General features: G+C 35.0%; 24 protein-coding genes and 2 pseudogenes. 6 read left to right on the forward strand and 20 right to left on the reverse strand.

The features are described from left to right. Positions 1 to 309: 309 nt before the first annotated feature. Complete coding sequence (locus tag ACQKMR_RS10555; protein WP_427697250.1) at positions 310 to 576, reverse strand: hypothetical protein; 267 nt, start codon at positions 574 to 576, stop codon at positions 310 to 312. Between the two features lie 566 nt (positions 577 to 1,142). Here ACQKMR_RS10555 and ACQKMR_RS10560 point away from each other — a divergent pair. The 4 genes from ACQKMR_RS10560 (at position 1,143) to ACQKMR_RS10575 (ending at position 5,708) form a co-directional block, all read left to right on the forward strand. Further along, complete coding sequence (locus ACQKMR_RS10560; RefSeq protein ID WP_427697251.1) at positions 1,143 to 1,607, forward strand: GNAT family N-acetyltransferase; 465 nt, start codon at positions 1,143 to 1,145, stop codon at positions 1,605 to 1,607. A gap of 272 nt (positions 1,608 to 1,879) precedes the next feature. Next, complete coding sequence (locus ACQKMR_RS10565) at positions 1,880 to 3,211, forward strand: oligosaccharide flippase family protein (protein WP_427697252.1); 1,332 nt, start codon at positions 1,880 to 1,882, stop codon at positions 3,209 to 3,211. 682 nt (positions 3,212 to 3,893) lie between these two features. Then, positions 3,894 to 4,085: a DUF3934 family protein gene (locus ACQKMR_RS10570; protein WP_057216887.1), complete on the forward strand. Its 192-nt coding sequence runs from the start codon at positions 3,894 to 3,896 to the stop codon at positions 4,083 to 4,085. A 289-nt stretch (positions 4,086 to 4,374) separates the two neighbouring features. After that, a protein-coding gene (locus ACQKMR_RS10575; RefSeq protein WP_427697253.1) for an IS3 family transposase occupies positions 4,375 to 5,708 on the forward strand; the annotation gives its coding sequence in 2 pieces (ribosomal slippage) (positions 4,375 to 4,747 and positions 4,747 to 5,708; 1,335 coding nt in all). Positions 5,709 to 5,789: 81 nt separating this feature from the next. Here the strand turns inward: ACQKMR_RS10575 and ACQKMR_RS10580 are convergent. The 5 genes from ACQKMR_RS10580 to ACQKMR_RS10600 form a co-directional block, all read right to left on the reverse strand. Beyond that, on the reverse strand, positions 5,790 to 6,002 hold the full coding sequence (locus ACQKMR_RS10580) for a hypothetical protein (protein WP_427697254.1): 213 nt from the start codon (positions 6,000 to 6,002) through the stop codon (positions 5,790 to 5,792). A 120-nt stretch (positions 6,003 to 6,122) separates the two neighbouring features. Next, positions 6,123 to 7,046, reverse strand: coding sequence for a Gfo/Idh/MocA family protein (locus ACQKMR_RS10585; RefSeq protein ID WP_427697255.1), 924 nt, complete (start codon positions 7,044 to 7,046; stop codon positions 6,123 to 6,125). A 722-nt stretch (positions 7,047 to 7,768) separates the two neighbouring features. Next, entirely contained in the window at positions 7,769 to 8,395 is a 627-nt protein-coding gene (locus tag ACQKMR_RS10590; protein WP_427697256.1) for a metal-dependent hydrolase, read from the reverse strand. Between the two features lie 843 nt (positions 8,396 to 9,238). Then, a complete protein-coding gene (locus tag ACQKMR_RS10595) occupies positions 9,239 to 10,156 on the reverse strand; it encodes a hypothetical protein (RefSeq protein WP_427697257.1) in 918 nt (305 codons plus the stop codon). 470 nt (positions 10,157 to 10,626) lie between these two features. Then, entirely contained in the window at positions 10,627 to 11,520 is an 894-nt protein-coding gene (locus ACQKMR_RS10600) for a selenium metabolism-associated LysR family transcriptional regulator (protein WP_427697258.1), read from the reverse strand. Between the two features lie 130 nt (positions 11,521 to 11,650). Here ACQKMR_RS10600 and ACQKMR_RS10605 point away from each other — a divergent pair, with 130 nt between their 5' ends. Continuing rightward, positions 11,651 to 12,676: a YeiH family protein gene (locus ACQKMR_RS10605; RefSeq protein WP_427697259.1), complete on the forward strand. Its 1,026-nt coding sequence runs from the start codon at positions 11,651 to 11,653 to the stop codon at positions 12,674 to 12,676. A gap of 283 nt (positions 12,677 to 12,959) precedes the next feature. Here ACQKMR_RS10605 and speD read toward each other — a convergent pair whose 3' ends face one another. From speD to ACQKMR_RS10640, 7 genes are all read right to left on the reverse strand, one after another. Beyond that, positions 12,960 to 13,796: an adenosylmethionine decarboxylase gene (gene speD / locus ACQKMR_RS10610; protein ID WP_427697260.1), complete on the reverse strand. Its 837-nt coding sequence runs from the start codon at positions 13,794 to 13,796 to the stop codon at positions 12,960 to 12,962. Positions 13,797 to 13,918: 122 nt separating this feature from the next. Beyond that, entirely contained in the window at positions 13,919 to 14,590 is a 672-nt protein-coding gene (locus ACQKMR_RS10615) for an ABC transporter permease (RefSeq protein ID WP_427697261.1), read from the reverse strand. Between the two features lie 17 nt (positions 14,591 to 14,607). Continuing rightward, on the reverse strand, positions 14,608 to 15,525 hold the full coding sequence (locus ACQKMR_RS10620; protein WP_427697262.1) for an osmoprotectant ABC transporter substrate-binding protein: 918 nt from the start codon (positions 15,523 to 15,525) through the stop codon (positions 14,608 to 14,610). An 11-nt stretch (positions 15,526 to 15,536) separates the two neighbouring features. Then, positions 15,537 to 16,190 (reverse strand): ABC transporter permease, encoded by a 654-nt coding sequence (locus ACQKMR_RS10625; protein ID WP_427697263.1) that lies wholly within the window; start codon positions 16,188 to 16,190, stop codon positions 15,537 to 15,539. A gap of 12 nt (positions 16,191 to 16,202) precedes the next feature. After that, positions 16,203 to 17,357 (reverse strand): betaine/proline/choline family ABC transporter ATP-binding protein, encoded by a 1,155-nt coding sequence (locus ACQKMR_RS10630; RefSeq protein ID WP_427697264.1) that lies wholly within the window; start codon positions 17,355 to 17,357, stop codon positions 16,203 to 16,205. A 213-nt stretch (positions 17,358 to 17,570) separates the two neighbouring features. After that, entirely contained in the window at positions 17,571 to 18,746 is a 1,176-nt protein-coding gene (locus tag ACQKMR_RS10635) for an acyl-CoA dehydrogenase family protein (RefSeq protein WP_427697265.1), read from the reverse strand. 805 nt (positions 18,747 to 19,551) lie between these two features. Then, positions 19,552 to 19,977 carry a VOC family protein gene (locus ACQKMR_RS10640; RefSeq protein ID WP_427697266.1) on the reverse strand — a complete coding sequence of 142 codons (426 nt, stop codon included), beginning with the start codon at positions 19,975 to 19,977 and terminating at the stop codon, positions 19,552 to 19,554. Positions 19,978 to 20,146: 169 nt separating this feature from the next. On the opposite strand from ACQKMR_RS10640, the pseudogene ACQKMR_RS10645 reads away from it, so the two are divergent. Further along, positions 20,147 to 20,275, forward strand: a pseudogene (locus ACQKMR_RS10645) (IS3 family transposase); the annotation flags it as partial. Positions 20,276 to 20,398: 123 nt separating this feature from the next. On the opposite strand, the gene ACQKMR_RS10650 reads toward ACQKMR_RS10645, so the two are convergent. The 7 genes and pseudogenes from ACQKMR_RS10650 to ACQKMR_RS10680 form a co-directional block, all read right to left on the reverse strand. Further along, entirely contained in the window at positions 20,399 to 20,827 is a 429-nt protein-coding gene (locus ACQKMR_RS10650) for a DoxX family protein (RefSeq protein WP_427697267.1), read from the reverse strand. Positions 20,828 to 21,183: 356 nt separating this feature from the next. Further along, complete coding sequence (locus ACQKMR_RS10655) at positions 21,184 to 21,753, reverse strand: M56 family metallopeptidase (RefSeq protein ID WP_427697268.1); 570 nt, start codon at positions 21,751 to 21,753, stop codon at positions 21,184 to 21,186. Further along, entirely contained in the window at positions 21,753 to 22,169 is a 417-nt protein-coding gene (locus ACQKMR_RS10660) for a BlaI/MecI/CopY family transcriptional regulator (RefSeq protein ID WP_427697269.1), read from the reverse strand. The genes ACQKMR_RS10655 and ACQKMR_RS10660 overlap by 1 nt, the downstream gene beginning before the upstream one ends. A gap of 163 nt (positions 22,170 to 22,332) precedes the next feature. After that, a pseudogene (locus ACQKMR_RS10665) lies at positions 22,333 to 22,567 on the reverse strand (alpha/beta fold hydrolase); the annotation flags it as partial. A 373-nt stretch (positions 22,568 to 22,940) separates the two neighbouring features. Beyond that, the gene (locus tag ACQKMR_RS10670) at positions 22,941 to 23,609 is read right to left on the reverse strand and encodes an NAD-dependent epimerase/dehydratase family protein (protein WP_427697270.1); all 669 of its coding nucleotides are present in this window, start codon (positions 23,607 to 23,609) and stop codon (positions 22,941 to 22,943) included. A gap of 92 nt (positions 23,610 to 23,701) precedes the next feature. Beyond that, positions 23,702 to 24,271: a histidine phosphatase family protein gene (locus ACQKMR_RS10675; RefSeq protein ID WP_427697331.1), complete on the reverse strand. Its 570-nt coding sequence runs from the start codon at positions 24,269 to 24,271 to the stop codon at positions 23,702 to 23,704. Between the two features lie 28 nt (positions 24,272 to 24,299). Further along, positions 24,300 to 24,644 carry a n-acetylglutamate synthase gene (locus ACQKMR_RS10680; protein WP_427697271.1) on the reverse strand — a complete coding sequence of 115 codons (345 nt, stop codon included), beginning with the start codon at positions 24,642 to 24,644 and terminating at the stop codon, positions 24,300 to 24,302. Positions 24,645 to 24,746: the final 102 nt, after the last annotated feature.

The following is a 24,746-nucleotide window of genomic DNA, read 5'->3' on the forward strand; positions in this document are numbered from 1 at the left end:
ATTTTAATATTCAATGGGACTTAGTATGAAACCAATGAATGTACAGAAATAGCCCGCCTTATTCGAGTTCGTAAAGCAACAAAGTTGATAGTATTGTCCAAAAGAATCAAACTCATCGTTTCAAGATAAACCTTTTCTAAATCATTCGCAAAAGGTTTAACCGGTTTACTAAACGTTTACTTCTAGTGATAGTAGACTTTGCTTTTGAACGGAATCTCCAATTCACCGCTCAAAAATAAGAGCAGCATTTAATTTAGGATAACAAATATGTAATTATGCAAAAAAATAAAATCATCTTAATCGATGATTTTATTTTTTTGCATATTCTTTTAACCTAGGAAGAATTGGCTCCAAAATTTCCTTTGCTATGTAATCAGTATCTAATCCAATAAACTGTTTGCCTTCTAAATCGACTGATCTAGCCTTTTCCGGATCATTGCAAAAAATAAACGAGATTATTCCGTTATCTTCTGTCATATCTACATATTTGAATGAAATATCATGTTGTGTTAAACAACTTTCAAACGCAATGCATAATTCATCAATGTTTGACTTACTAATAGATGTAAATTTCAATTTGATCATCTCCTCTGAATACAGAATAGCAAAATATTGGCTGAATTACAAAGTGAATATATACTCTAATAGAAGACTTTTACTATTCATCAGGCATTTTTAATTTAGGAAAAATTGAAAAACGACTAGTTTCTAAATTACACCAATATCACACACTATAAAACTCCCTTATACTAAACGCTAAAATATAGTGAAAATGAACAGCCTTCATATTCTTTTGGGCTTCTACTTTTAACATTTTGTGTTTGAACTACGTTAGCCGCATAGTAGTGAATTTGTCTTTTTCTAGGTAGTGTTAAATAATTGAAAGAACTTTCAGCCTATATGGCTATTAGAATAGTCATACAGAGCAGAAAAGGGATATTCTTTATTTTGAACTAGTTAAAACAACTTTCACTAACACTTTCCAGCTTCAAACCTGGATTTTTATATTGTTTGATATGTTATTAGTTCTTTTTTCTGGAAAAGCTCTATTAACATGATTGAGCTAACAGGTATGTGATAGTTTCTTAAAAAATATATTATGTTTTAAAGGAAGAATTATCAATTTAGTAGGAGGGAATTATGTGGTTACATTAAAACCTATTACCCAAGAGGATTTTAAGCAATATATTATTCATGCAATTGATGACTATGCAAAAGACAAAGTTGCTTCTGGAAATTGGAGTGAAGATGAAGCAATTGATCTGTCTAGGAAAGAATTTAGTCAACTGTTACCAAAAGGTGAAAAATCCGAGTTTAATTACATTTTCTCTATCTTTCACGACCAACGTATAGTCGGAACGATTTGGATTGCACAAAATTCATCTACAAAAAATGACGAAGGCTTTATTTATGATTTTATTATCTTTGATCAATATCAAGGGCTGGGATATGGTAAGAAAGCAATGAAAGAAATTGAAATTATTGCTAAAGAATTAGGAATGAAGAAAATTTCACTTCACGTTTTTGGCCATAACAAAATTGCACGTGGATTATATGAAAAGTTGGGCTACGAAATTACGAATATCACGATGTCAAAATCAATTTAAAAAAACAATTGCATATAGGTATCTTCATATAACGAAGGGTATTCGTCATATATTTAATCCTGAAAATGATCAAGCTTTATTCTAAAGTAACATCTATACGCTCACCATACGATAATGCGCCTTAGCTGATCTAAAGCTTGCATTCTTAAACTATATTTTTATGATAAAACCATGATAAGTCAATAAGTACCTCCGCTTTATATCTTTCCTTATGAATATTCCATGGCATGTCTCATATCTTATACAAACACCTTTGTTAGGAGTGTGCCAACATGAAATCTTTCTATAAAGGAACGCTCATTTTGATTGTCGCAGCGTTTTTTGGTGAATGTATCGAATTTTTAGTGAACATGATCCTAGCCAGGGAATTACAAGAAGAAGGCATGGGGCTTTATATGTCCATATTGCCGATTTTCTTTTTGATATATGTGATTGCCAGTCTTGAATTACATATTTCCATTTCAAAATTCGTAGCAGAAAATAAACACACATTGCATTATAATCTTTTGATTCATGCACTTAAAATGGCTATGGTTGTAGTTCTGGTGATGTGTGTAGTCATGCCTTTTATTCTTACCTTTTCATCCATAATGGACAGATACCACCCTTATATAAAATGGCTGCTAATTACCTTAATCCCCATAATCGCATTTTCGTCGATTGCAAGAGGATATTTTATGGGCGTTCAGCAGATGGGAAAGATTGCATTTTCCAACTTTTTAAAAGATATTATTCAATTTGGCTTGCTGTTCATCATATTTACTTTATTTCATTTTAACCAGGAAAAGTCCTTGCTAATGGCCTTCTTTGTTTTAATAGGCAGTGAGTTCCTCGTCTTTTTATACTTGATCAGCCTATTGATTCTACAAATGCGTATTATGAAGCGTGGTACAAACTCCCGTACCTCTGGTAGATATGCACGTCAAAAGTTGTTGGAGGTTTCACTACCTACTATGGGACTAAGAATCTTTCACGCAATAACAAATGCGATTCAACCTTTTCTGATTCATGCTGCCCTTCTCTCGGCAGGATTCGGTGCGGTATTGGCTACTGAACATTTTGGGATGCTCACAGGGGTTGCGATGACAATCGGCTTCTTCCCAGCTTTTATCGCTCATTCACTAATGATAATGCTTATCCCAAATGTATCGAATGCGTACAAGAGACAGGATGAGGAAAAATTGAGAGTTTTATTGCAAAAATCGATGTCTTTTACTTTCTTGTATGGGATTCCTGCAGTGGTCTTTATTTATCTCTTTGCAGAACCTTTAACCTCACTCTTTTTTTCCTCCACTTCAGCTGCTTATTATTTAAAATTATTATGTCCTTATTTTCTTTTTCACTTTTTTGTCATTCCGATGCAAGCCTACCTCATTGGCTTAGGCTTAGTTAAAGAGGCTTTTTTCCATACTGTGTGGTCACATATCGTTGCCTTTGTGATGATGTATATACTCGGCTCGCAAGCCTCTCTTAACATGGGAGGCATCATCTTAGGCATGAATACAGGTGCTGTATTATTAACCCTTATGCATTACCTAACTATATGTAAAAAAATAGGGATAAGCATCTGGTTAACAAAATCGAGATCTATAATAATGAAGTAACCTGTACTTATTTTTGATAGTTAGAGTGTTTTCAACATACTTGGATAATAATCAAGAAAATCCTTTAAAATATCACCCAATATTAATGAAGTAATATAATAAATATCGTCACCGTTAATTGCCGACATTTTGAATCCTTCAAGTGTTAAACGCCTTACATAAGTTTTGGCGCTCTTTTTCTTTTTGGTACTAATTATCGACCCTTTTTGCCCCTTCTTTTATCCGTTCCGGTCTTAGCCTTAACTTTACTGAAATATAAAATCTTTTTTTGTGATATTTTTTCTTAAGGGTTCTTGTTTCATATTCTCATATTGATTGAAGTAAAAGACACTCCTCAATCAGGCTGTGTTTTTTCAATTCTTATGGGGGTAAATTAATGTAGACTTCAACTTTCGATATTTTTTTATCTAAGCAGGCTTTTACGTTTGATAAGATTGATTCTCGTTTTCGTTATATCTGTATAAAAGCCATTAGGCACTTTTTTAAGCGTGCTTGTTACTGAATGAATAGTGTTTAAATATAAATCAGAAAAATTGTATGCCAAATAATTCATAAATAAAATTAAAAAATATTGAGCCTTTCTCTGTACTTATCTCCTTAGTTGATGTATATTTCAACATACTTGGATAATAATCAAGTAAAATGGTTTAAACTAACCATACAATATTAATGGAGTGATTTCATGAGTAAAGCTAAGGCTAAAACTGGAACAGGTAAAGGTACAGGTACGGGAACGGGTAAGAAGGGTTGGAATCGTTGGAAAACCAGTGCCAACAAGAAAAAGAGCGCAAAACCTTATGTAAGTAAAGGCGTTAAACACGCGAACGATTCAAAGGCAACTACCAATAATACTGGTGATAAGTCTGAAAAATAATCATTATGTAACTCCTATGTGTTGAATTAAAGGTTACAAAATTATGTTCCATATTCTCATACAGGGTATTTAGGCACTTTAAAAATCTGTATGAGAGAATTGGGTCAATTAACTCTAACTTCCTTCACTCTATAGCTATTAAAATAGCCAAGAGCATTTATACATAATAAAGAAAAAGACACTCCCAAACCGAACTATACCCCGGATAACGGACACACATAAAAAAGTGTCCCTTATCCGGGGTTTTTTATGTTTCAATAGGTGTATTGAGTATGGACGGAGGGTTTCTATGAGTAAGAATATATATACTGAATTTCAGATTAAAGAACTTGAAAAGAATCCAAATATCATAAGTGCTTCAGAGCGTTCTATTTCCTATAATCCTGAATTTAAAACAAAAGCTGTTAAGGAATATAAAAAGGGGAAATCCCCCTCTCAAATTTTCATAGAACATGGATTTAATCTTGAAATAATTGGTAAGGAAAAACCTAAGCGTTGTCTACAGCGCTGGCGTGATACCTTTGAAAGGTTTGGTGAGGAAGGCTTCCTTACGGAACGCCGTGGAAAAGGAAGTACAGGACGCCCTTCTTCCAAGCCACAGTCTGTAGAGGATCAACTTAGGAAGGCCGAAGCGAGAATCAAATTCCTTGAAGCAGAAAATGACTTCCTAAAAAAGCTGGAAGAGTTAGAAAGGCGGGCGTTGAAAAAGAAATAATTCTAACTGCAGCTGAGAAGTTCTATCTGATTGAAAGAACGATCAGGCAATACCAGTTAAAGAAGGCTGTTTCCTATCTATGCACATTGGCTGGTGTAAGTCGAAGTGGCTACTATGATTGGTTAAAGGCAGCTCCAACCCGTGAGCTACGCGAGGAACAGGATGATTTGGATATAGAATTAATTAAAAATATATTCCTTAGTAAAAAGGAAAAAGTAGGCGCCCTCCAGATCAAAATGGTTATGGAAAATGATTATTCGACCGTCATGAATCATAAGAAAATCAGACGGTTGATGGCAAAATATCATCTCTTCGCAAAAATCAGAAGGGCCAATCCGTATCGAAAGATGGCTAAGGCAACCAAGGAGCACCTTACTTGTCCAAACCTTCTTAATCGTGAATTCAAACAGAAGGAGCCAGGGAAGGTCCTGCTTACTGACATTACCTATCTTTATTATGGGAAAGGCCAAAAAGCGTATTTATCCTGCGTAAAAGATGCCGCCACAAAAGAAATCGTTACGTACCATTTATCCACTTCATTAGAAATGGATATCGTTTACGAGACTTTAAATAAGCTAAAGCAGGCTGTGAGTCACGAGTTCCATCCGAGTGCAATCCTGCATTCTGACCAAGGATTCCATTACACCCATCCGCTATTTCAAAACAAAGTGAAAGAACTTAGGCTAACCCAATCCATGTCCCGTAAGGGAAACTGTTGGGATAATGCGCCGATGGAAAGTTTTTTTGGCCACTTTAAAGATTTAGCAGAATATAAAACATGTACTAATTTAACGGATGTGAAGGAAGAAGTTGATAGAGTTATTGAAGAATACAATGAGTATCGTTATCAATGGGGACTAAAGAAAATGGCCCCGGTACAATACCGGGACCACCTATTAGCCTCATAGGCACTTTTTTATACTGTCCGTAAAATGGGGCACAGTTCAAACCGGTAGTGTCTTTCGTGTTCATTTGAGTTTTATAAAAATTTATGCAGATAAAATCAAGAAATTTTCATCACATCTGACTTTTATGTTTTGAGGGTTAACTTTTTTCAGTGATAACTCTGTGGTAAAGCCGTTTGTAGCCTTTTTAACAGAGCTTGTTACTGCATGTATGGCTTCAGCTTCACCAACATCTTGAGCAGAGTCAAGCAAAGGGTCAACAATATATAAATGTACTATCCGATTAGTTTTATTCATAAACCAAGTAATTTTCCACATAAGAAGGAACGGATTTTCTACTCTAAGAAATTTTGTCTCTTTTTGCTAGACTCTTTGTAAAAAGTTAGAAAGCGCTCCAATATCATTAATTGATATTATTTATTTAGCTACTGCTTTTAATAATTGATTGACTAATAATTGAGATTTCAGACCTTCTAGTCCATCAATCAGTGGTTTCTCATCATTTTGAATACAATTAATAAAATGTTGTACAGCATCTTCAAATCCTCTTTGCTTTAACGTTGTATCCCATGATGGAGAAAATGAAGTTGAGTGGCTGTTATTAGAAGCAATTTCTAAAGTATTCATGTTCCTAACACTTAAAATTGCTCCATCCGTTAATAGTTCAAGCCTCTCAAGGTTAGTACCTGCTTTTCGATGCATGTCTGTAAAGAAAGGTATACCCTCCTGGGATTTATAAACATGTCCTGCATAAACAAGGTAATTCTCACTACTAATATTTACTGTTCCATGCAGCACATCTAAATCACCATTAGCTAACCATCTTGCAGTATCAACTACATGTAAATAATCATCTAACATTCTAAAATCATAAGAATAAGGTCCCATACTATCTGTTCTATGTTTTTCTATGCGAACTGATGCTATGTTTTGAGCTAGATGTTTTACTTGTACATACAAAGGAGCAAAACGGCGATTAAATCCAACCATAAGCTTTCTTCCTGATTTTTCGCTTAACTCTACTAATTTTTCAGCTTCAGCAACAGTTGCAGCTAACGGTTTATCGACATAAACATCTATTCCTCTAGTTAATAGAGAAGATACGACTTCAAAATGTGAGCTAGTGGAACTATGTACGAAAACAGCATCACATTCTGCAGCGAGTGTTTGTAAGCTATTAAAATCTTGAATACGATACTGATTGCAAATCATTTTTCGTTTATCTTTACTTGGTGAAAAAGCACCTACAAATGACCAATCCAATTCTTTAGTAAGGATTGGTAAATATGCTTTTTGAGCTATACTCCCTAAACCTATCATGCCAATACGAGGTTTTTTCATGTTTGACATCCTTTGCATTGATATTGTTAATAAAATTAGTTTACACTGTTTCAGTTGTAAAACCAAATGAACAAATTTATTTGCATGTTGTCGAGTAATAGGAGTAAATTAAGAGAGCTTTTTTGTACCAACTTAATGAAAATTTCATGTCTCTTACATCAAATTTTCGTATAAAGACATAGGATCCGCCATTATTAGATGTTAGAAAATAAAAGAAGCACAACGAACTTTACATTAACAATTTATCTTCAAAGTTCTTGATATCTTCGCTCAACCTTTCCACTGCTTCGGATGTAAACCGTAACAAAAACAGGCTTCGTCTTTCCTGATTAAATATATTCCCTACATGCCTCACTATAAGCTTCAGTACATCAAAACTCTTTTTCAAAATCTCCGAGACCGCGAATAATTTTCTCTATTTTTTCTCCTTCTTCTTGCTTAATAAAATCCAACAATGATTCTTCCATACAATCCATCTTTTTTATTCTTCCATTTTTATACTTTTTCATTTTGATTGATTGCATACATTATTATGAATTCATGCATCTCCACTAGTCTATCTAAGCGTCTGTCCAAAATAGTAGATATAGGAAAACGACTAGAAAATAAGTTGAATTTATCCTTACATAGTTACTATATCCTATTATTTTATATTTTTTCACATTAGCCATATTTAATAGTAAAAGAAACAGTGGTTCTGACAGAACCACTGTTTCTTTTACTTAAAATTCCTTAGAGAAAAATGGCAAGAATAACTTTACTCCTCGTCTATTAAAAGGTAAAAATTTCATATCCGCAATTAAATGACTTATGTAACCTAATATACAAGTAGTGAAAATCCCCTCTATCCCCAAAGATGATTCGAATTGATGTGCAATGACGCCAAAGAAAACGATGCCAGCAATCGAATGCGTATAACTTCTATGTGGTGTGAAAGATGCTAGGATTATATAAATACCTAACAGCCATAACCAGTTTTCCTGTAAAGATAGGCCGCCTCCTAATACCCCTAGTCCTGTCAGTGTCAGCATATGCCTTTGGGTTATAAAAGTAGATATTATAATAATTCCAATTCCTGCTCCTACACCAACCCACTTTTCCGTTTCAGAACCTTCCAAAAAGCTATAAATAATCATGAGAATCCCGAAGGTTTGTGCTAACGTTCGGATGAACTTATGTGAAAAGGTAATCCTATTGCTTAACTTTCCGTCAATATCCATGTCGGGCATTAGACCTGAAACACCACCAACCCCAACTAAAAATAAAGTAGTGGTTGGATCGGTTTGAAGTGTGTTTGCTGTTAAAAACCCCACTGCTGCTCCTAATGCCATATGCGCTGTCCCGTTCACTGTCTCTCTCCTGTTCTTCTAAGAAGTTATCTTACATATCAATATCGAATGTTTGTTCGAACACCTTGCTTTTTAACTATACAATATTTTTCACTGAATTTCTTTATTTCTTTAAAAAAAGTGAGATTATTCCTTGATTTCAATATAAAAATAACCTTATTCCCTCTTTGGAATGTTCTAAGAATCCTTTGATTTTTGTTCACTCACTTCTAGTTTTATAACAATTTTTAGGTTAAATAGTTACTGGGCAATCCCACTCATGAAAATCATGAAATACGAAGAGGCTATAAGTGCTAAAATTTAAAATAATCATGAAGCAGAAAGTCAATGTTGTAAAGTTACCATGGGGATTAAATGGTGTTGGAAGCTCATCCTGGTGTCTTCAAGCTAGATGCAATAAGACAGATTTCTCTTTGTGAGAAAGAAACTCATGTTGTTTTAGTAAATATAACTACACAAAGCTAACCAGAAATGTAAGCGCCATGTAGACTTCGTCTTGACTTATACTAGAAAAATCTATTAAAAATACTATATTGAAATTAACCTTATTAAAGGCTCGTATTTATATACAAAACCTTTAAAAGTTTTTTCTAACGAGACTTTTTTATTAGAAACTTTATCCATAATATGAATATACTAATCTATAAGGGGAGTGATCCAAATAGCATTTCTAAATGCCTTCAATAATTTTAAAAAAGGGAAAAAGTCAAAGAAAATAAAAAACATGGATTTTAGAGAGCAGCACGTAAAGAAATCTTCTGAGCTTATTGGTAATAATGTAATCGTCCAAAATATAATTAACAATCACCTTACAAAAAAAAATAACCACTTGTAGGGTGGTTTTTATTTATTGTATGAAATTTCATCAATCTTCTCCATCGTCAACGTTACATTATATATATAGTTATATTGTAGATAATAATCGTATATGACATTGTGTAGAATCTTAATTAGTGATTTATCGAAGGTATCGAATTCCGTTTGATAACTATTTATAACCGTGACAAATTTTCCGTCTAGGTTTTCATAATAATGCAAGAGGAAATTCTTATAATATTCACTGTCACTGTTGCTTTTATTCGTTATACATGGATCACCAGTTTGGACGGACTTATCAAGCATTGATTTGATGGATTTAGGCAGTTTAGCTTTTTTGAATTGATTTAAGTTATAAATATCATAAGTAAAGTTAAGTCCTAATTGATTGGAATAAAACTCGATAGTACTATCCAATGTATACATTAAAGGAGCTTTAAAGTCCTTGCTATTAGCAATCACCTCTGATATCTCCAGCTGAAATTCCTCAGATGTCAAATATGCTGCAAATTTCATTTTTGAACTGCTCACGCTGAACACCTCAAAAACAGCAGCATCTTGTTTTTCAATCTCAATTTCTATATTAAAAAACTTAAAGTGCTTAAGGCGGTAAAAAGCAATCGGTGCTAAAAGAAAAAGCAGTATCCACACAAGGTAAAGAAATAATGTGTTGAAGATTATTTGATAAAACTCAGATGTTACAATCGGTTCTATGATTAACGTTATCAATGTATGTTCAAAGCCTTCAGAAATAGCTGGATTCTGTGTATTTACCGGATTGACGGCTTTATCAGGCTCCTTCCACGTTTGGATTCCTAATAGAGCCATCGCAACCAGTGTATAAACAAAAATCAAAATAGTCCCAATCACATATAATTTTGGCATGAATCCTATAATTCTGTCGAAAACAGAAATTCGCTTATCTTTCTGCTCCTCTATAGCCAATGTGGACGCTCCTTTTACAAATTAATATAAAATAGAAGTCAATAAAAGGACCGAAAAAGCATCCTTGTCTCTTCCTATTAAATAATATGTTTGTAATCAAGCGAACATACGTAAATGTTGGTTGAGGGTTACTGATTTCCTTTTTTATCCATCCCAAACAGTTACCTGCTCGTTCGGCTTGGTATTTAACTGCCATTTCTACGTGTTCTTTGAAGTTTCCATTTCCGGTTTTATCCGCAATAACATTTTACCGTAGGGATTATCATATGTCCTAAATAGAACAGAATCTGTGTACCCATTGTAACTACAATTGCACCCCGAAATTAGCGAACTTCCCTTACAATTGAAATCTAGGCTATTATGGGTTCTTAAAGAAAAGAAATAATTCGAAAGCGTTTTCGATTAAATCAAACGCCAAGCCCCTCAATCGTGTAAATGAGAGGGTTAGCTTTTATGCTTAGAATTCCGTATCATTTTAATTGTCCTTTTATCGCAAATTCTCTCACTTTATTTAAAAATAACTCCAAAGCTTTTGATGCTTCGAAATCATTCTTTTTCACCACTGAAAAAGGTCTAATAAAGGCTTCATTTTTCAAATGAAAGGTCTTCAATTCACCGGTTTTCAGTTCTTTTTGAACGGTTAATCGGGATAATAGTGCAATGCCAAGACCTGCCATAACTGCTTCTTTTACTCCTTGAATACTGCTAAAAATAAAACTTCGTTTGATGTTAAGTTCTAGTCTGTTTATAAGTTTATCAGAATACGTTCGAGTTCCGGACCCTTGCTCCCTAAGTACCCATGTTTGATCCTGAAGCATGGCACCATCCATGAATTCCATTTGTGAAAGTGGATGATCAGGCGGAACGACGACAATCATTTCATCATTCATGAATGAGTTGACATCAATATCTTTATAATCCGTTTCCCCTTCAATCAGACCTATATCAAGGTGGTTAGAACGTACGCCTTGAATGACTTCATTAGAATTTGAAATAATAATTTGAATATCAACTAGAGGATATTGAACAGCATATTCCGCTAAAACTTTCGGAAGATAATATTCTCCTATTGTAAAACTAGCCCCAATTTTTAGAGTCCCACTTACCACGTTATTAAAATCATTAATTTCTCTTTTTGCTGTCTCATAGTGATTCAGCATTTGCTTTGCATGCCTATATAAGATTTTTCCAGGCTCTGTTATTTGAACCTGTTTCGGAGAACGGTAAATCAGTTTCGTCCCCAATTCATTTTCCAGGTTCCTTATATGGAGGCTAACTCCCGGCTGTGACAGGTTAAGAATCTCACCTGCTCTTGAGAAATTTTTCTGTTCGATTACGGTTACAAAAACCTTTAAAGGATCCATAGATACCTCCTTTATTTTTATTTAATATTTTATCATAAGTAAATGTAATTATTACAATAGCAAATATATATTTCACTTATTTTTAATTTACCCTTAAAGTAAAGGAAACAATATAGATGGAGTGTTTAACTTGGGAAAAACAATTGGAGAAACAAAAAGGCTTGGCTTTATTAAGGGGATAGCTATAACCCTACTAATTGCTATTGCAGCAAAATACTTGGCAGAGCTCCCTTTCCTTCATATAATGGGGCAGCTCGTCATAGCAATATTAATAGGTGTGTTTTGGAAATCAATAGTTGGCCTGCCTAATTATATGGTCGCGGGAACCAATTATTCTAGTAAGATTCTTTTGCGTTTTGGAATTATTTTGTTAGGGATGCGTTTGAACTTAAAAGATATTTTTAATGCTGGACCAAAAACTTTTGCTGTCGGAGCTATTAGTCTTGTATTTGCTATATTAGTAGTTTATGGATTGACCCGTCTTTTTAAGGTTGATAAAAAGCTAAGTATTTTGACAGCCTGTGGAACAGGAATTTGTGGAGCTGCGGCTGTCCTTGCAATTTCCACACAAATTAAAGCAAAAGAAAAAGACACAGCGATTGCCGTGGCAACGGTTGCGGTATTGGGAACAACCTTTACATTTGGTTACACCATTCTTTACCCATTCCTAGGATTATCAGATCAGGGATACGGAATTTTCTCGGGGGCGACACTGCATGAAATTGCTCATGTAATTGCCGCTGCAGCACCAGGTGGAAATGAGGCAATAGATATGGCAGTCATGGTCAAGTTAACAAGGGTTGCATTGCTCATTCCTGTTGCAATTTTAATTGGATTCATAATGAATTTGAAAGAGCGAACAGCTAATCCTGGGAAGAAATTTTCATGGAAATCAATCCAGATTCCTTGGTTTATTTTAGGTTTTTTAGCAACTAGTGCTCTTTATTCTACAGGAGTTGTACCTAAAGCTATTGCTGAATCCATTGTTTCCCTTTCTTATATCCTCATGGCAATGTCTATGGCGGGACTCGGATTAAATATAGATCTTGTAATATTCAAGAAATATGGTGGGAAACCATTTGTTGCTGGTCTACTCGGTTCAATCTTATTATCATTTCTTGGTTATGTATTAGTCCGGGTATTACATTTAAATTAATATTCACAAACTAAAGCATTCCTTAATTGGAATGCTTCAGTTTGTAGACAAAAGAGGTTCTATCTAAATTTTATATCAAAGTTGATTGGAGCGGAAGGTGCGAGACTCCTGCGGGAAAAGCGCGTCTAGGGGAGACCCCGCAGGCGCAAGCCGAGGAGGCTCCCGGACCGCCCGCGGAAAGCGAGTGCCCTACGTTCCAATCAACGTTCAAATTGTACAAGCCATAAAAAAACTGTAGACAAACTCAATTTTCATCGAGTTTGTCTACAGTTTGAAGCATTCCTTAATTGGAATGCTTGTTTTTCTTTAAAAGATGCGGAACGTTAGCTCCATAAAAGATTTCATCCATCTCTGTTTGTAGTCTTTCTATAATTTCCTGTCGTTCCTCTGAATTTAATTTTTCTTCTGTGAAACCGAATAAATAATTATTTATATCAAATCTTTTCAACTTACATTTCGTATGAAATATATTTTCCTGATACACATTGACGTCAATCATATCATATAAACTCTTTACTTCATCAGGGATATAATTTTGAATGGAATTTATATCATGATCAATGAATAATTTCCGTCCATTTTTATCTCGTGTAAATCCTCGGACACGGTAATCGATTGTAATAATGTCAGTGTCAAAAGAATGTATAAGATAATTAAGTGCTTTTAGAGGAGAGATTTCTCCACAAGTAGATACATCGATATCAGCCCTGAATGTACTAATACCTTCATTCGGATGAAATTCAGGGTATGTATGAACAGTAATGTGGCTTTTATCCAGTTGCATGACAACATTATTCGGTAAAGGGCCTGGGGATTCCTCATAGGTACCAGTCGGAACTTCGACGACAGGTCCTTCTGAAACGAGCATCGTTACACTCGCACCCTGTGGAATATAGTCCTGTTTCGCCGTATTCAAAACGTGTGCTCCGATTAAATCCGAAACGTTTTGCAAAATCTTCGAAAGCCTTTCTGCATTATACTGTTCGTCGATATATTCGAGGTAGGCTTCGCGTTCTTTCTTTGTTTTTGTATAACAAATATCATACATATTAAAACTTAATGATTTCGTAAGATTATTAAAACCATGGAGTTCAATACGTTGTTCTGGTGTAAGTTTCATGATAGATTCCCCTTATTTTTTTTACAACTGTTCTTATAGTTACCCTATATTAGAAATAAAAAACGCTAATACCCTTATTTTAAAAAGAGCAGATACATGAAATATGTAACTGCTCTTTTTTCCTATTTTGCTTCCGATTGTATTAATTTCTTTCTTTTAATCGGTGAAAGTGCTCGTTCTAGCCAGCCTAGTAAAAGGTCAGATAGAATAGCCATTAATGCTGTCGGAATCGCTCCTGCAAGAATAATTGCAGTACCATTCGAAGCATTGGTTCCCCTGACAATGATATCACCCAGTCCACCTGCACCGACGAATGTGCCGACAGCAGTTACACCAATCGCAACGACAAGTGCCGTTCGAATACCTGCCATAATGACAGACAGGGATAATGGCAGTTCGACCATTACTAGTAATTGGAACTTCGTCATCCCCATAGCCTTACCCGATTCTAAATAGGCATAATCAATGTTTGTAATTCCTACATATGTATTTCTTAGTATTGGTAGTAAAGAATATAAAAACAATGACAAAATAACTGTGTTTGTCCCCAGTCCCATTACTAGCATTAGAAGAGCAAGCATTGCTAAGGCTGGTGTGGTTTGTATGACATTAGTTATCGAAAACACCCAATTACTCAACTTTTTATGCTTCGCGATGAATATACCTAGCGGGATGGCAATGATGGCTGCAAATAATACACCATAAGCAGACATTAAAAAGTGGCGATAAAACTCAGTAAGTACATACATCCAATTTTGGGAATAATACGTTCCCAACTGTTGTAAGGTTTCCATTAGTTTGTACCTCCCATTTATTCGAAATATTTATGTGCTTTAAGGAATTCCGACGCTACGACAGATGGTTCTTTCAAGTTCCCATCAACTTCATAGTTCAGTTCCTGCATCGTTTCGGTAGAAATTTCGCCAATTAACTTGTTAAGTTCATCTTCTATCTCCGGGTATCTTTCCAATAATTCTTCGGTAACGACTGGTGAACAGTCATAAGGAGGGAAATATTGTTTGTCATCTTCTAAAAGCTTCAAATCATTAACCTTAATCCGTCCATCTGAAGAGTATGCTAGGACAATATCCATCTGACCATTTTTGACTGCGTCGTATACTAGTCCAATTTGCATCGGATAGGTTTCTCCGAATTCTAATCCATAGGTATCGACGAACCCTTTATAGCCATCCCCTTTTCTTTTAAGCCAAGCACTATCGACACCTAATCTCAAATTCCCTGCATCTTTAGCCAAATCTGATATTTTTTTATAGCCTTTTTTCTCTGCCAATTCATTTGAAATCGTAAAGGCATATGTGTTATCGAATCCATAAGAATCGAAAAATTTAAATCCATATTGTTTTTTAAATTCCCTTTGAACAATATCCATTGCCTTTACTGGATCCTTTTCAATTTCCTGTCCAAGAACACTCGTTAAGTCCGTTCCTGTATATCGAGTTGCGGCAATATCTATATCACCGCTTTCCATCGCTTTTTGCTGGACGAAATTCGAACCTAAATTTTTAATAATCTTCGTATCAAGGTCTGTATTTCGTTCAAGAAGTTGTGCGATCATGTTAGCCAAGATTTCGGATTCAGTCATACTCTGCGCACCAATTTTAACCGTTTTTTCAGAAGATGACCCCAAGCCAGGCAACGAGCATCCGCTGATGAATATTGAAAACAATAAAAGGGTAGTAAAACTCGTTTTTCTTATTTTTTTACACATGGTATTCCTCCTCAAGCAACTTCCTTCATACCTTTTAATCCTTTTGGTACGACTTTTCGTTCAATAATCGAGAAAACATAATCCACCATGATGGCCATGATGATTACCGGTACAGCACCTGCGATAATATATTCTGTTTGGTATAAATTCAAACCAATAAATATGTAATCTCCAAGTCCTCCGCCTCCAATAAAGGAAGCCAATGTTGCCCAGCCAATTAAATAAACGGAAGCAGTTCGAATCCCAGCCATAATGACGGAAAGTGCAAGTGGAAATTCAATTAGACGAATTCTCTCCCAACTCGTCATCCCAATGCCTCTACCAGATTCAAGTAAATTTTTATTTACACCTTTAATACCTGTATACGTATTCCTGAGAATAGGTAAAACAGAATAGAAAAATAACGCTATAATAGCGGGTGTCTTCCCAACACCAAGGAATGGAATAAAAAATGCTAGTACTGCCAAGCTTGGTAACGTCTGCATGATGTTTGCGATTCCAATAATAATAGATGCGCATTTTTTCATACGGGTCAACAAAATGCCAAGTGGTACGGCGACTATTATTCCAAGGAACACAGCGATCATGGATATGTATAAATGTTCCCATGCCTTATTAATCAATTCTTGCCAATTCGTTTGTAAAAAATCGAGCAATGTTTCCATCTCATACACCTCCTAGAACATTTCAACAATTTCAGCTACTTGATTTTCTTCCTCTCCCCATATGCTGTCATATACGATGTCCACTAATGTTGCCCTAGTGACAATTCCGACCAAATGTTTATTCTGGTCAACTACCGGCACGTATTTGAATCCCCGTTTTAATATCTTTTGAACGGAATCACGGATTAATGAGTCTTGTTTTACAGAATAGACTTCAGTATTGATTACTTCACTAATAAATTTAGCTTTTTTTCGATATTCACTGATCGTTTCTACATCTACGAACCCTTTCAAAGCATTTTGCTCATCGACCACAAGTAAAGAATCCACCCTTTTCTCTCGCATGATAGTAATGGCATCGGTAAGAGACTTTTCCTCTGTAATGGATATGGGATTACGACTCATGATTTGTTCTACCAACTCAACATTTGGTCTTGTTTGTAACAATCGTTCTTTACCGATAAATTCTTCAACAAATTCATTTACTGGGTTTCTGAGAATTTCATCCGGGGTTCCCACTTGAACGATTTCCCCAGCCTTTAATATCACAATGCGATCAGCAAGTTTAATCGCTTCATCCATATCATGGGTAACAAAAACAATTGTCTTATTAAGTGTGCGCTGCAGATTTTTAAATTCCTCTTGAAGAGCATCGCGGGTAATCGGATCTAGAGCACCAAAGGGTTCATCCATTAAAATGAGTGGTGGATTAGATGCAAGAGCCCTGAGAACGCCAATTCTTTGTTGCTGCCCGCCGCTCAGTTCGTAGGGATACCGTTTTAGATACTCAGGACCCATATCAACCAGCTGTAACAATTCTAGCGCACGTTCTTTTTTCTCTTGTTCACTCCATTTAAGTAGTTTTGGAACGAGGGTGATATTTTCAAGAATCGTCATATGAGGGAAAAGACCAATTTGTTGAATTACATACCCAATCTGTCTTCTTAGCTCCACCTGATCCTTTTCCATAATATTTTCTCCATTAATGAATATCTTACCTTCGGATGGTTCAATCAGGCGATTAATCATTTTCATTGTCGTTGTTTTCCCACAGCCACTCGGACCAATAAAACAGATGAACTCTCCTTTTTTAATATCAAGTGTTATATTCCTAACAGCTTTCTTTCCTCCCTTATAGACTTTCGATACATTTTCAATTTTTAACACAACAAGCACCTCCATGATTCCATTCGCATATAATTACAAATTTTACAAATACATTCCGCTTTCATATGCACAGTCTCTTATACCCATACGATAAAACATTAAACCTTTTATTAAAATAAACTAGTTCAATGTAATTATATTGAAGAAATAGAATGAAAAAAACTACCTCATTTTAATAAAGGTAGTTAATAGATTTAAGTTATTAAAATTGAATTAAAACCCAATATTTTTAGCGATGAGGGTTTTCACTATTTCATCAGACCCTGTATAGAATGTTGTCACAGGAATGTCTCGATGACGCCGGGCAATTTTATAATCACCCATATTTCCGTATCCATCATGTAACTGCATGCACTTTTCAGATATTCGCTTTGACATCTCTGTAATCCAGTATTTAGCCATCGATACTTCAGTTATGATATTCTCCCCATTCATATGTTTACAGATCAAACCATCAACAAACGTTCTACCCAGCTGAATATCGGTCGCTATTTCAGCAATGGTAAACTGTGCCTTATTAAATTTACTTATTTTCTTACCAAATGCTTTTCGTTCTTTTATAAAATTCATCGTTAAGTGGAGCATGTCCTTAGCTGCCATTAAAGACCCAATCGCACACATAAGTCTTTCCTGCTGCAGCTTTTGCATTATATATGAAAGGCCCTTCCCTTCTTCCCCAAGGAGGTTCCCAACAGGAACTGAAGCATCATCGAAAAATAGTTCGGCTGTTTCTGAGCTATTCTGGCCTGCTTTTACATGCTTTCTGCCTCGTGTAAGCCCTGGTGTATCTTTATCAATGAGCAACAAACTGATTCCATCATTGGAAGGAACAGCATCAAGATCAGTTTTACATGCTACAATCAATAAGTCAGCTTTAAAGCCATTTGTGATAGACGTTTTGGCTCCATTGACAATATAATACCCATCTTTCTTGATGGCTGTAGTTTGGATATTCGCTAATTCTGAACCCATTCCTGGCTCTGTCATTGCAAAGGCAGAAATCGTTTCTCCTGAAATGAACTTGGGTAAATACCTTTGTTTTTGATCTATTGTTCCAAATGAAGCAATATACGGGGCTACAACATCAGAATGAATTGATATTCCTACTAAGGCTGATCCAAGTATTTCCAATTCCTCTGCCAGAACAACTGAATATCCAAAATCTGCTCCTACCCCACCGAATTCCACATCAAGCCATGGACATAAAAATCCGTTATCCCCAATCTTTTTCCAAAATGAGCGAGGTACTTCCCCCTCTTTTTCCCACTGATCATAAAAGGGGATAGCTTCCTTGCCGAGAAATTCCCGAATTGATTGTTTAAATAATAAGTGTTCTTCTGTGAGGAAGGAACGTGAATCATTCTTATTGATCGCCATCGTGTTAACCATGGGTTAACCTCCATTCGCTAATGATTTTGTTGATATACATCAATGTGAAATATCTTGTAATCCACAACTATGATCAAGATAAATAGGTTAAATATATAGATGTAAACGGTCACAATAATAAAAATCATCAAACTGTCACAATGGGCCATAATATTCATGTTCAACAAAAGTATTGAATTCCCTTTTAAAAATCTATTTTTCACCATGTTAAATTCATTTTTGATTATATTATTTGAAAAGCTTCCGGATTTAAGAAAATGATGATTGATACTTAACTGCTTAAATATGGTTTAACCTTGTATTCTAACGAGGTTATTTTTGTAATATTCCTTTTCATAATTTAAATTTGTTTGAAAAAATCAATCCATAAGGAGTACCCCTAGCAAAACGCAGATTAACAACGTTAAGAATATGCCAGCATGAAAAAAATCCCAATCTCTCAGTTATATAAATGAGAAATTGGGATTTAATTATTCTTCACCAATCAATTGCGCCTTATGTTGGTTACCTTGGGCAACGGTTATAGTCAATCATTTCCTCATTAGTAAAAAACTAAGTTATAATTTTTGCCTAATCAGATTCAATCATTAAATAATTTTTTTTCGCATAGATTGTTTCTTATTGATTTCATTCAAAGTAACCGCTATTTCGTGAGAATCAATATATGATGTTCCAATCTGGATTTATACAAGCTCAACTATTGATTTTATGTTGGAACGGGAAAATAGGTAATTTTCCAACTAAGAGTCATCAAATCGGCTGCTTTTGGCTTCATACATGGGGCTATTTTTTATACTAAAAAAAATTATTGTTGACCCTCTGTATAAATTTGAAAAGTTACACCGAATTTGTCCGATACAATCCCATAAGCAGGGCTAAAAAAAGCTTCCTGCAGCGGCATTTTTACTTGTCCATCTTGCGACAAGTATTCAAAAATTTGTTTTGATTTTTCAATATCGTTAGTTGAAATACAGATCGTAACTTGATCTCCAGTTTGACTAGTTTGGCCTGGAAACATATCTGAAAACATGATGTCTGTTTCACCGACCTTTAACATTGCGTGTGACACAAGATCCTTTGCTTCTTCTGGTAAAGGAAATTCCGGGTTTTCTGGCATTTCTCCAAAAGTTTGATTAAAAAGGACTTTTGCACCCAGTGCTTTTTCGTAAAATTGGATCGCTTCCTTCGCATTTCCGTTCATCATTAAATAGGGAGATAATCGCATTGTCATAATTAAATAGCTCCTTTGGTTCTAATTTTTTTACAAATCTTGAGTAACTTCCAAGCTTCCTTTTAAACTTGTCAGTGATAATAACCACTATACCATTATTACCCATGATTGTATTTTATAACAAAGAACGTATGTTCGTCAATAAATATTACTTGAAGACTAACAATTTTTTGAGCATTTCAAACAAGAAAAACAAGAACTAGAAGATTATATCCATTACTACAATCAACGATTCAAGGTGAAATTAAAAGGCATGAGCCCAGTAGATTACTCGGTTCATGCCCTCAATGCTCCCTAACTAACTAAAAAAAGTGTCTAATTTTTGGGTTCACTTCAATTGATAAGCTCTTTTTTTGACTTTAGTCTATTCGTTTCAATTTGGTGAGCATAAAACTTACCACTTTGATATTGTATATTCTTATTAACTCGCTTTTATTTCTGAATCTTGTCCTCTTTTATGGTTTGGTAACTTAGAATCTATCGATAGGAATCGACTTCCATTTAATACCAGGTGAAGTGCAATGATCATAAGAATGAGGTCTAATTCGAATCCTGTACCTTCTCCATTCCCCATAAAGCCCGCTGGAAATTTCACATAAACAATTGCTCCAGCCATAATGAATATAAGGAGGGCAGAAATTATTCTTGTTCCAAGACCTAAGATTAAAGCAATTCCTCCAACCAATTCAATTGTACCAACTACATAGGCCATAAATCCCGGAATGCCTATACTTTGAAACCATCCAGAAATGTTATCCAATCCACTTTGGAATTTTGACAAACCATGCATCAAAAATGTAATTCCCAACATTACTCTTAATAAAAAGGTACCGATTTCTTGATTTTTCATAACACATCTCCTTTTATTGTATTTTACACTACAAAGCGTAGTGCAAAGGTATAAAAAAATCAAGTGAAAGTCATCCGACAATCACTATAGTCATTCCCAATAGTATAATCAAAACATATATAGAAACAAAAATCGTGGTAATATCAGCCCTTAAAGGAATTGTACTTTGAGGATCAACTAATTCCTGAAGTCTATAGTTAACTGATTCATTCGAGAAGTGGACAAGGATGGGAGAGGATTTATCAGAGCAACAATGTTTAATTAACTTTAACAAAGCTGCGCTTATGCCTATTTCAGTCCCCATTTTATTAATCGCATATTCATCGGCTAGTAATTCACTTATTATTTTGTAATTTTTATAACACCATTTTTTTCAGTGGGACAAACCATAACGCCTGTGAGATCAACTGTAAAATAAAGATTACCAATGGATCATATTTTTTTTGGTGAAAGGCTTCATGCTCTACTACTGCTTCTAGCTCGTCAAAGTCCAATAATTGAATTAAACCAGTACTGAACACAATGAAAGGTCGCCTGAAACCAAGCGTAAAAGCAAGAGGTTGATTAGCATTCACAACTAAGATATCTTTGTTGGCCCGTTTGAATATTTCATTTATAGACCTTGTCTTTTCTACGTTTTTGTAGATAAAAAGCTTTTGTTTAAACCTTCTGGAAAGGAAATATTGCTCTGCAATTTTGAATAGGGTGATCAATATACTATAGGATATTACTATAATGAGCAGTGTGATGACCACAAAGTAGTATACTGAACCTTCCTTGAATAGACTAGAGCAAAGTTTAAAAAAGTTGGCTTTAATATTTACTCCAAAAAAGATGTGTACCAAAAACGCTCCCATTTGGCTCCATACTACACCGGCAATTAAAAGACTCAGGCTTATCACAAAATAAGACTTTTTCTTCCACATTATAATTTATCCTTTTTTAACGATTGAATTTTTTGTTCCAATTTTTCAATTAAAGCTTGGTCAGCGTCTTTCATGGCATCAAGCATATGGCTAATGACAGCACCACCAAATTCATCTAGCAAATTCTCAGTCAGTTTCTTTGATTGCTCTTCTAAAAACTCCGCTTTAGATTGCACGGGGCGAAATAATGAAAGCCTTCCTTCTGACCTCTTTTCAAGAATGCCTTTTTCAACTAGACGATTCATGACTGTCATTACAGTATTAAAGTTGATAGGCTTGTCAAGCTCCAAGGATTGCTGCACCGCTTTAATACTCTGTTCATTTTTATCCCATAAATATTCCATGATATTAGCTTCCAAGGGACCAAAGAAACGATTCAGTCCAACTTCATCATATTTAAAATTTTTAATATTCATCTTTTACCCCCCACTACGAATTGTAGTGGAAATCCTTGTTAGAATCAAGTTCATCCGGAGATTAGATCTGATGTAAATCCGAATTTCTTTATGGGCCGGGACAATCGAATTTGTAACCCTTCTTGGATTATTAATTGTTAAGCTTAATTGAGTCAGTAAATGCTTACAAGATTGAAGTATGGTTGGAAATAGCGTGTAAATTACATGATCCCGACCATCGAAATGTTTTTCATGACCTGTACTTTCGTTAATAAAGATGAATAAGGTATTTCGTTGACAAGAGCTAGACCATGCTCATATGGGAGCACTGTATCTTCTGTACCGTGAATAACCAAAACAGGTACATTGATTCCTTTTAGCTTCCCCTCATAGGAATTATCACCTTTAAGAAGCGAATGTTCAACATCAAGTTTTTCAGCTAAAGCCAGGGTTTCTGCAAAGTAATCATCAGAATGCCTGACAACATTTGATAAATTGCTTTAATTGCTTTTCCAGCACCAATAGGGCCTACCAAATGATTATTTTGACATTCATTACCTTCAACACTGGTCTGGCTTTTTCTAGTACTTCTGGATCTTCACTTCGATTATAGTCAAAATTCCTTTCAACTCCAAATGTTCCCCTGCTAACAGGTACATCCAAAACCCGGATCCTTTTTTCCTGATAAGCAGAATGAATCACCATAAAAATTTGCTTTTACATTAAATTTCAGTTTTTGCTTCGAATTTTAAAGAAACGAGCCTTATGAAGGCTCGTTTCACTAATTAATGATTAACTCCTTGTTGTAAGTTTCTCTATTTCATCAGAATTATAGAAATGATACCCTAGTGTCGGCTTTTGGGCCGCAGCATACATTGCAGCAGCTACTTTGTTTGCTTCTATGGCACGATATGGACGTAAAGGACCCACAAAGAGAAATTTAGCAAAAGAACCTATCATACCAGAAATTTTTTCACCTGCCCTAAATTCCTTTCGTTCTCCAAGAAGTAAGGACGGGCGAAATATATGTACAGAATTCAATTCTAGTTGTTGTAGTGTTCCTTCCACATCGCCTTTAACACGACTGTAGAAAAACTTGGATTTGGAATTGGCTCCCATGGCTGTAATGACGAGAAATTTCTCAACATTAGAGGCTTTCGCCATTTTCGCCGCGTCAATAACAAATTCATAATCAACTTTACGAAAAGCTTCTTTCGATTTGGCTTTCTTAATAGTTGTACCTAAACAAATAAAAACATCAGTGACATTGAATAAATCTGCATATCTGACTAAATTATCAAACTCCACAACATGGACTTCGCAATTAGGTTCTTTAGATTCTATTTCCCTTCTAGTTAGCAAGTGGATTTCCTTATAATTATTGCTGTTACTCAACTCTTTAACTAAATGGGTACCAACGACTCCAGTTGCACCTAAAATCAATGCAGTTTTTATAGTCATGATTTCCTTCTTTCCTTTATAAGCTACTAAATAGCAGTTATACTTTTATTTCATATTTTCTTCCTAAAGAACTTTTTGAAAATTATTTAGGATTAAGATAGATGATTCACTTGATTAAAATCCTCAATAATCCAGGAATCCATCTCAAATCTAATCGTACTTAAACAAGCATTAAATAACCTCATTTGTTTTGATACGATTGTCTCATTTGACATCAATCGTAAAATAAAATGAATCACAGCGCCATGTGCAACTAGTATCACTTTCTTCTCCGGATACCTCTGCTGAATCTCTTGAAGCCCTTTTACCAGCCTATCTCGTAAAGACTCCTGACTTTCCTGATTAGGATATACTTTATCCCTGAATGCAGATTCTCTTTCATCCGCTGTCATTCCTTCAGCAGCGCCAAAGTTCTTTTCTATGAATTCTAATTTTTCAATTACTTGCCTATCAATATAGGAACTAATAATTTCGGCAGTTTCTTTAGCCCTTTTTAGGGGGCTTGTAATAATTACATCCCAATCTGCTTTAGACAAAAATTCACCACACTTCTGTGCTTGTATCTTTCCTTGTTCATTTAGTGGGATGTCAGTCTGTCCCTGCAGTTTTCCCAGTGCATTCCAATCTGTTTGACCATGTCGTACTAAACAAATAGTAGTAATTGTCCACAAACCTCTCTATGTAAAATCTTTATTTTTTCACTTCTTCAATGATGGAATGACCTTCACACTGCTCGAGATCTAACCATTTCCACTTTTCATGTAATCGGATTCGTCCATCAGGCAACATTTCCGGCGTGGAAAGACAGCTTCCTCCTCTAATTTCACCTTTTTCATTAATATGATTGTACCTAAATTCCAGTGACCCATCCAAATTAACAACACCTATTAACGTTCCTTTAATAATCTCTCCCCCTTCATAACTTGCTGTAAGAATATTCCCTTCTTGTGAATAGTAAAAGAATGTATTTGCCGACACTTCTCCATTTTCCGAATTAACTTTAGCTATAAATATTCTTCCGTTATAATTAACCATAGACAATCCCCCATATAAATTATTTAGGATAATAATACCAAATTAAAGCAAAAAAGAGTATTATGAACTTCTAACGCATATTAAATTATAGGTTTTACTATG

This window comes from Peribacillus sp. NPDC096540, from assembly GCF_050278525.1.
Taxonomy (GTDB): domain Bacteria; phylum Bacillota; class Bacilli; order Bacillales; family DSM-1321; genus Peribacillus.

Excerpts from the sequence above, each read along its gene's own strand:
- ACQKMR_RS10565 (WP_427697252.1), top strand. The coding sequence starts at position 1,880 with ATGAAATCTTTCTATAAAGGAACGCTCATTTTGATTGTCGCAGCGTTT.
- ACQKMR_RS10570 (WP_057216887.1), top strand. The coding sequence starts at position 3,894 with ATGAGTAAAGCTAAGGCTAAAACTGGAACAGGTAAAGGTACAGGTACG.
- ACQKMR_RS10580 (WP_427697254.1), bottom strand. The coding sequence starts at position 6,002 with ATGAATAAAACTAATCGGATAGTACATTTATATATTGTTGACCCTTTG.
- ACQKMR_RS10585 (WP_427697255.1), bottom strand. The coding sequence starts at position 7,046 with ATGAAAAAACCTCGTATTGGCATGATAGGTTTAGGGAGTATAGCTCAA.
- ACQKMR_RS10600 (WP_427697258.1), bottom strand. The coding sequence starts at position 11,520 with ATGGATCCTTTAAAGGTTTTTGTAACCGTAATCGAACAGAAAAATTTC.
- speD (WP_427697260.1), bottom strand. The coding sequence starts at position 13,796 with ATGAAACTTACACCAGAACAACGTATTGAACTCCATGGTTTTAATAAT.
- ACQKMR_RS10615 (WP_427697261.1), bottom strand. The coding sequence starts at position 14,590 with ATGGAAACCTTACAACAGTTGGGAACGTATTATTCCCAAAATTGGATG.
- ACQKMR_RS10620 (WP_427697262.1), bottom strand. The coding sequence starts at position 15,525 with ATGTGTAAAAAAATAAGAAAAACGAGTTTTACTACCCTTTTATTGTTT.
- ACQKMR_RS10625 (WP_427697263.1), bottom strand. The coding sequence starts at position 16,190 with ATGGAAACATTGCTCGATTTTTTACAAACGAATTGGCAAGAATTGATT.
- ACQKMR_RS10635 (WP_427697265.1), bottom strand. The coding sequence starts at position 18,746 with ATGGTTAACACGATGGCGATCAATAAGAATGATTCACGTTCCTTCCTC.
- ACQKMR_RS10640 (WP_427697266.1), bottom strand. The coding sequence starts at position 19,977 with ATGACAATGCGATTATCTCCCTATTTAATGATGAACGGAAATGCGAAG.
- ACQKMR_RS10650 (WP_427697267.1), bottom strand. The coding sequence starts at position 20,827 with ATGAAAAATCAAGAAATCGGTACCTTTTTATTAAGAGTAATGTTGGGA.
- ACQKMR_RS10655 (WP_427697268.1), bottom strand. The coding sequence starts at position 21,753 with ATGTGGAAGAAAAAGTCTTATTTTGTGATAAGCCTGAGTCTTTTAATT.
- ACQKMR_RS10660 (WP_427697269.1), bottom strand. The coding sequence starts at position 22,169 with ATGAATATTAAAAATTTTAAATATGATGAAGTTGGACTGAATCGTTTC.
- ACQKMR_RS10670 (WP_427697270.1), bottom strand. The coding sequence starts at position 23,609 with ATGACTATAAAAACTGCATTGATTTTAGGTGCAACTGGAGTCGTTGGT.
- ACQKMR_RS10680 (WP_427697271.1), bottom strand. The coding sequence starts at position 24,644 with ATGGTTAATTATAACGGAAGAATATTTATAGCTAAAGTTAATTCGGAA.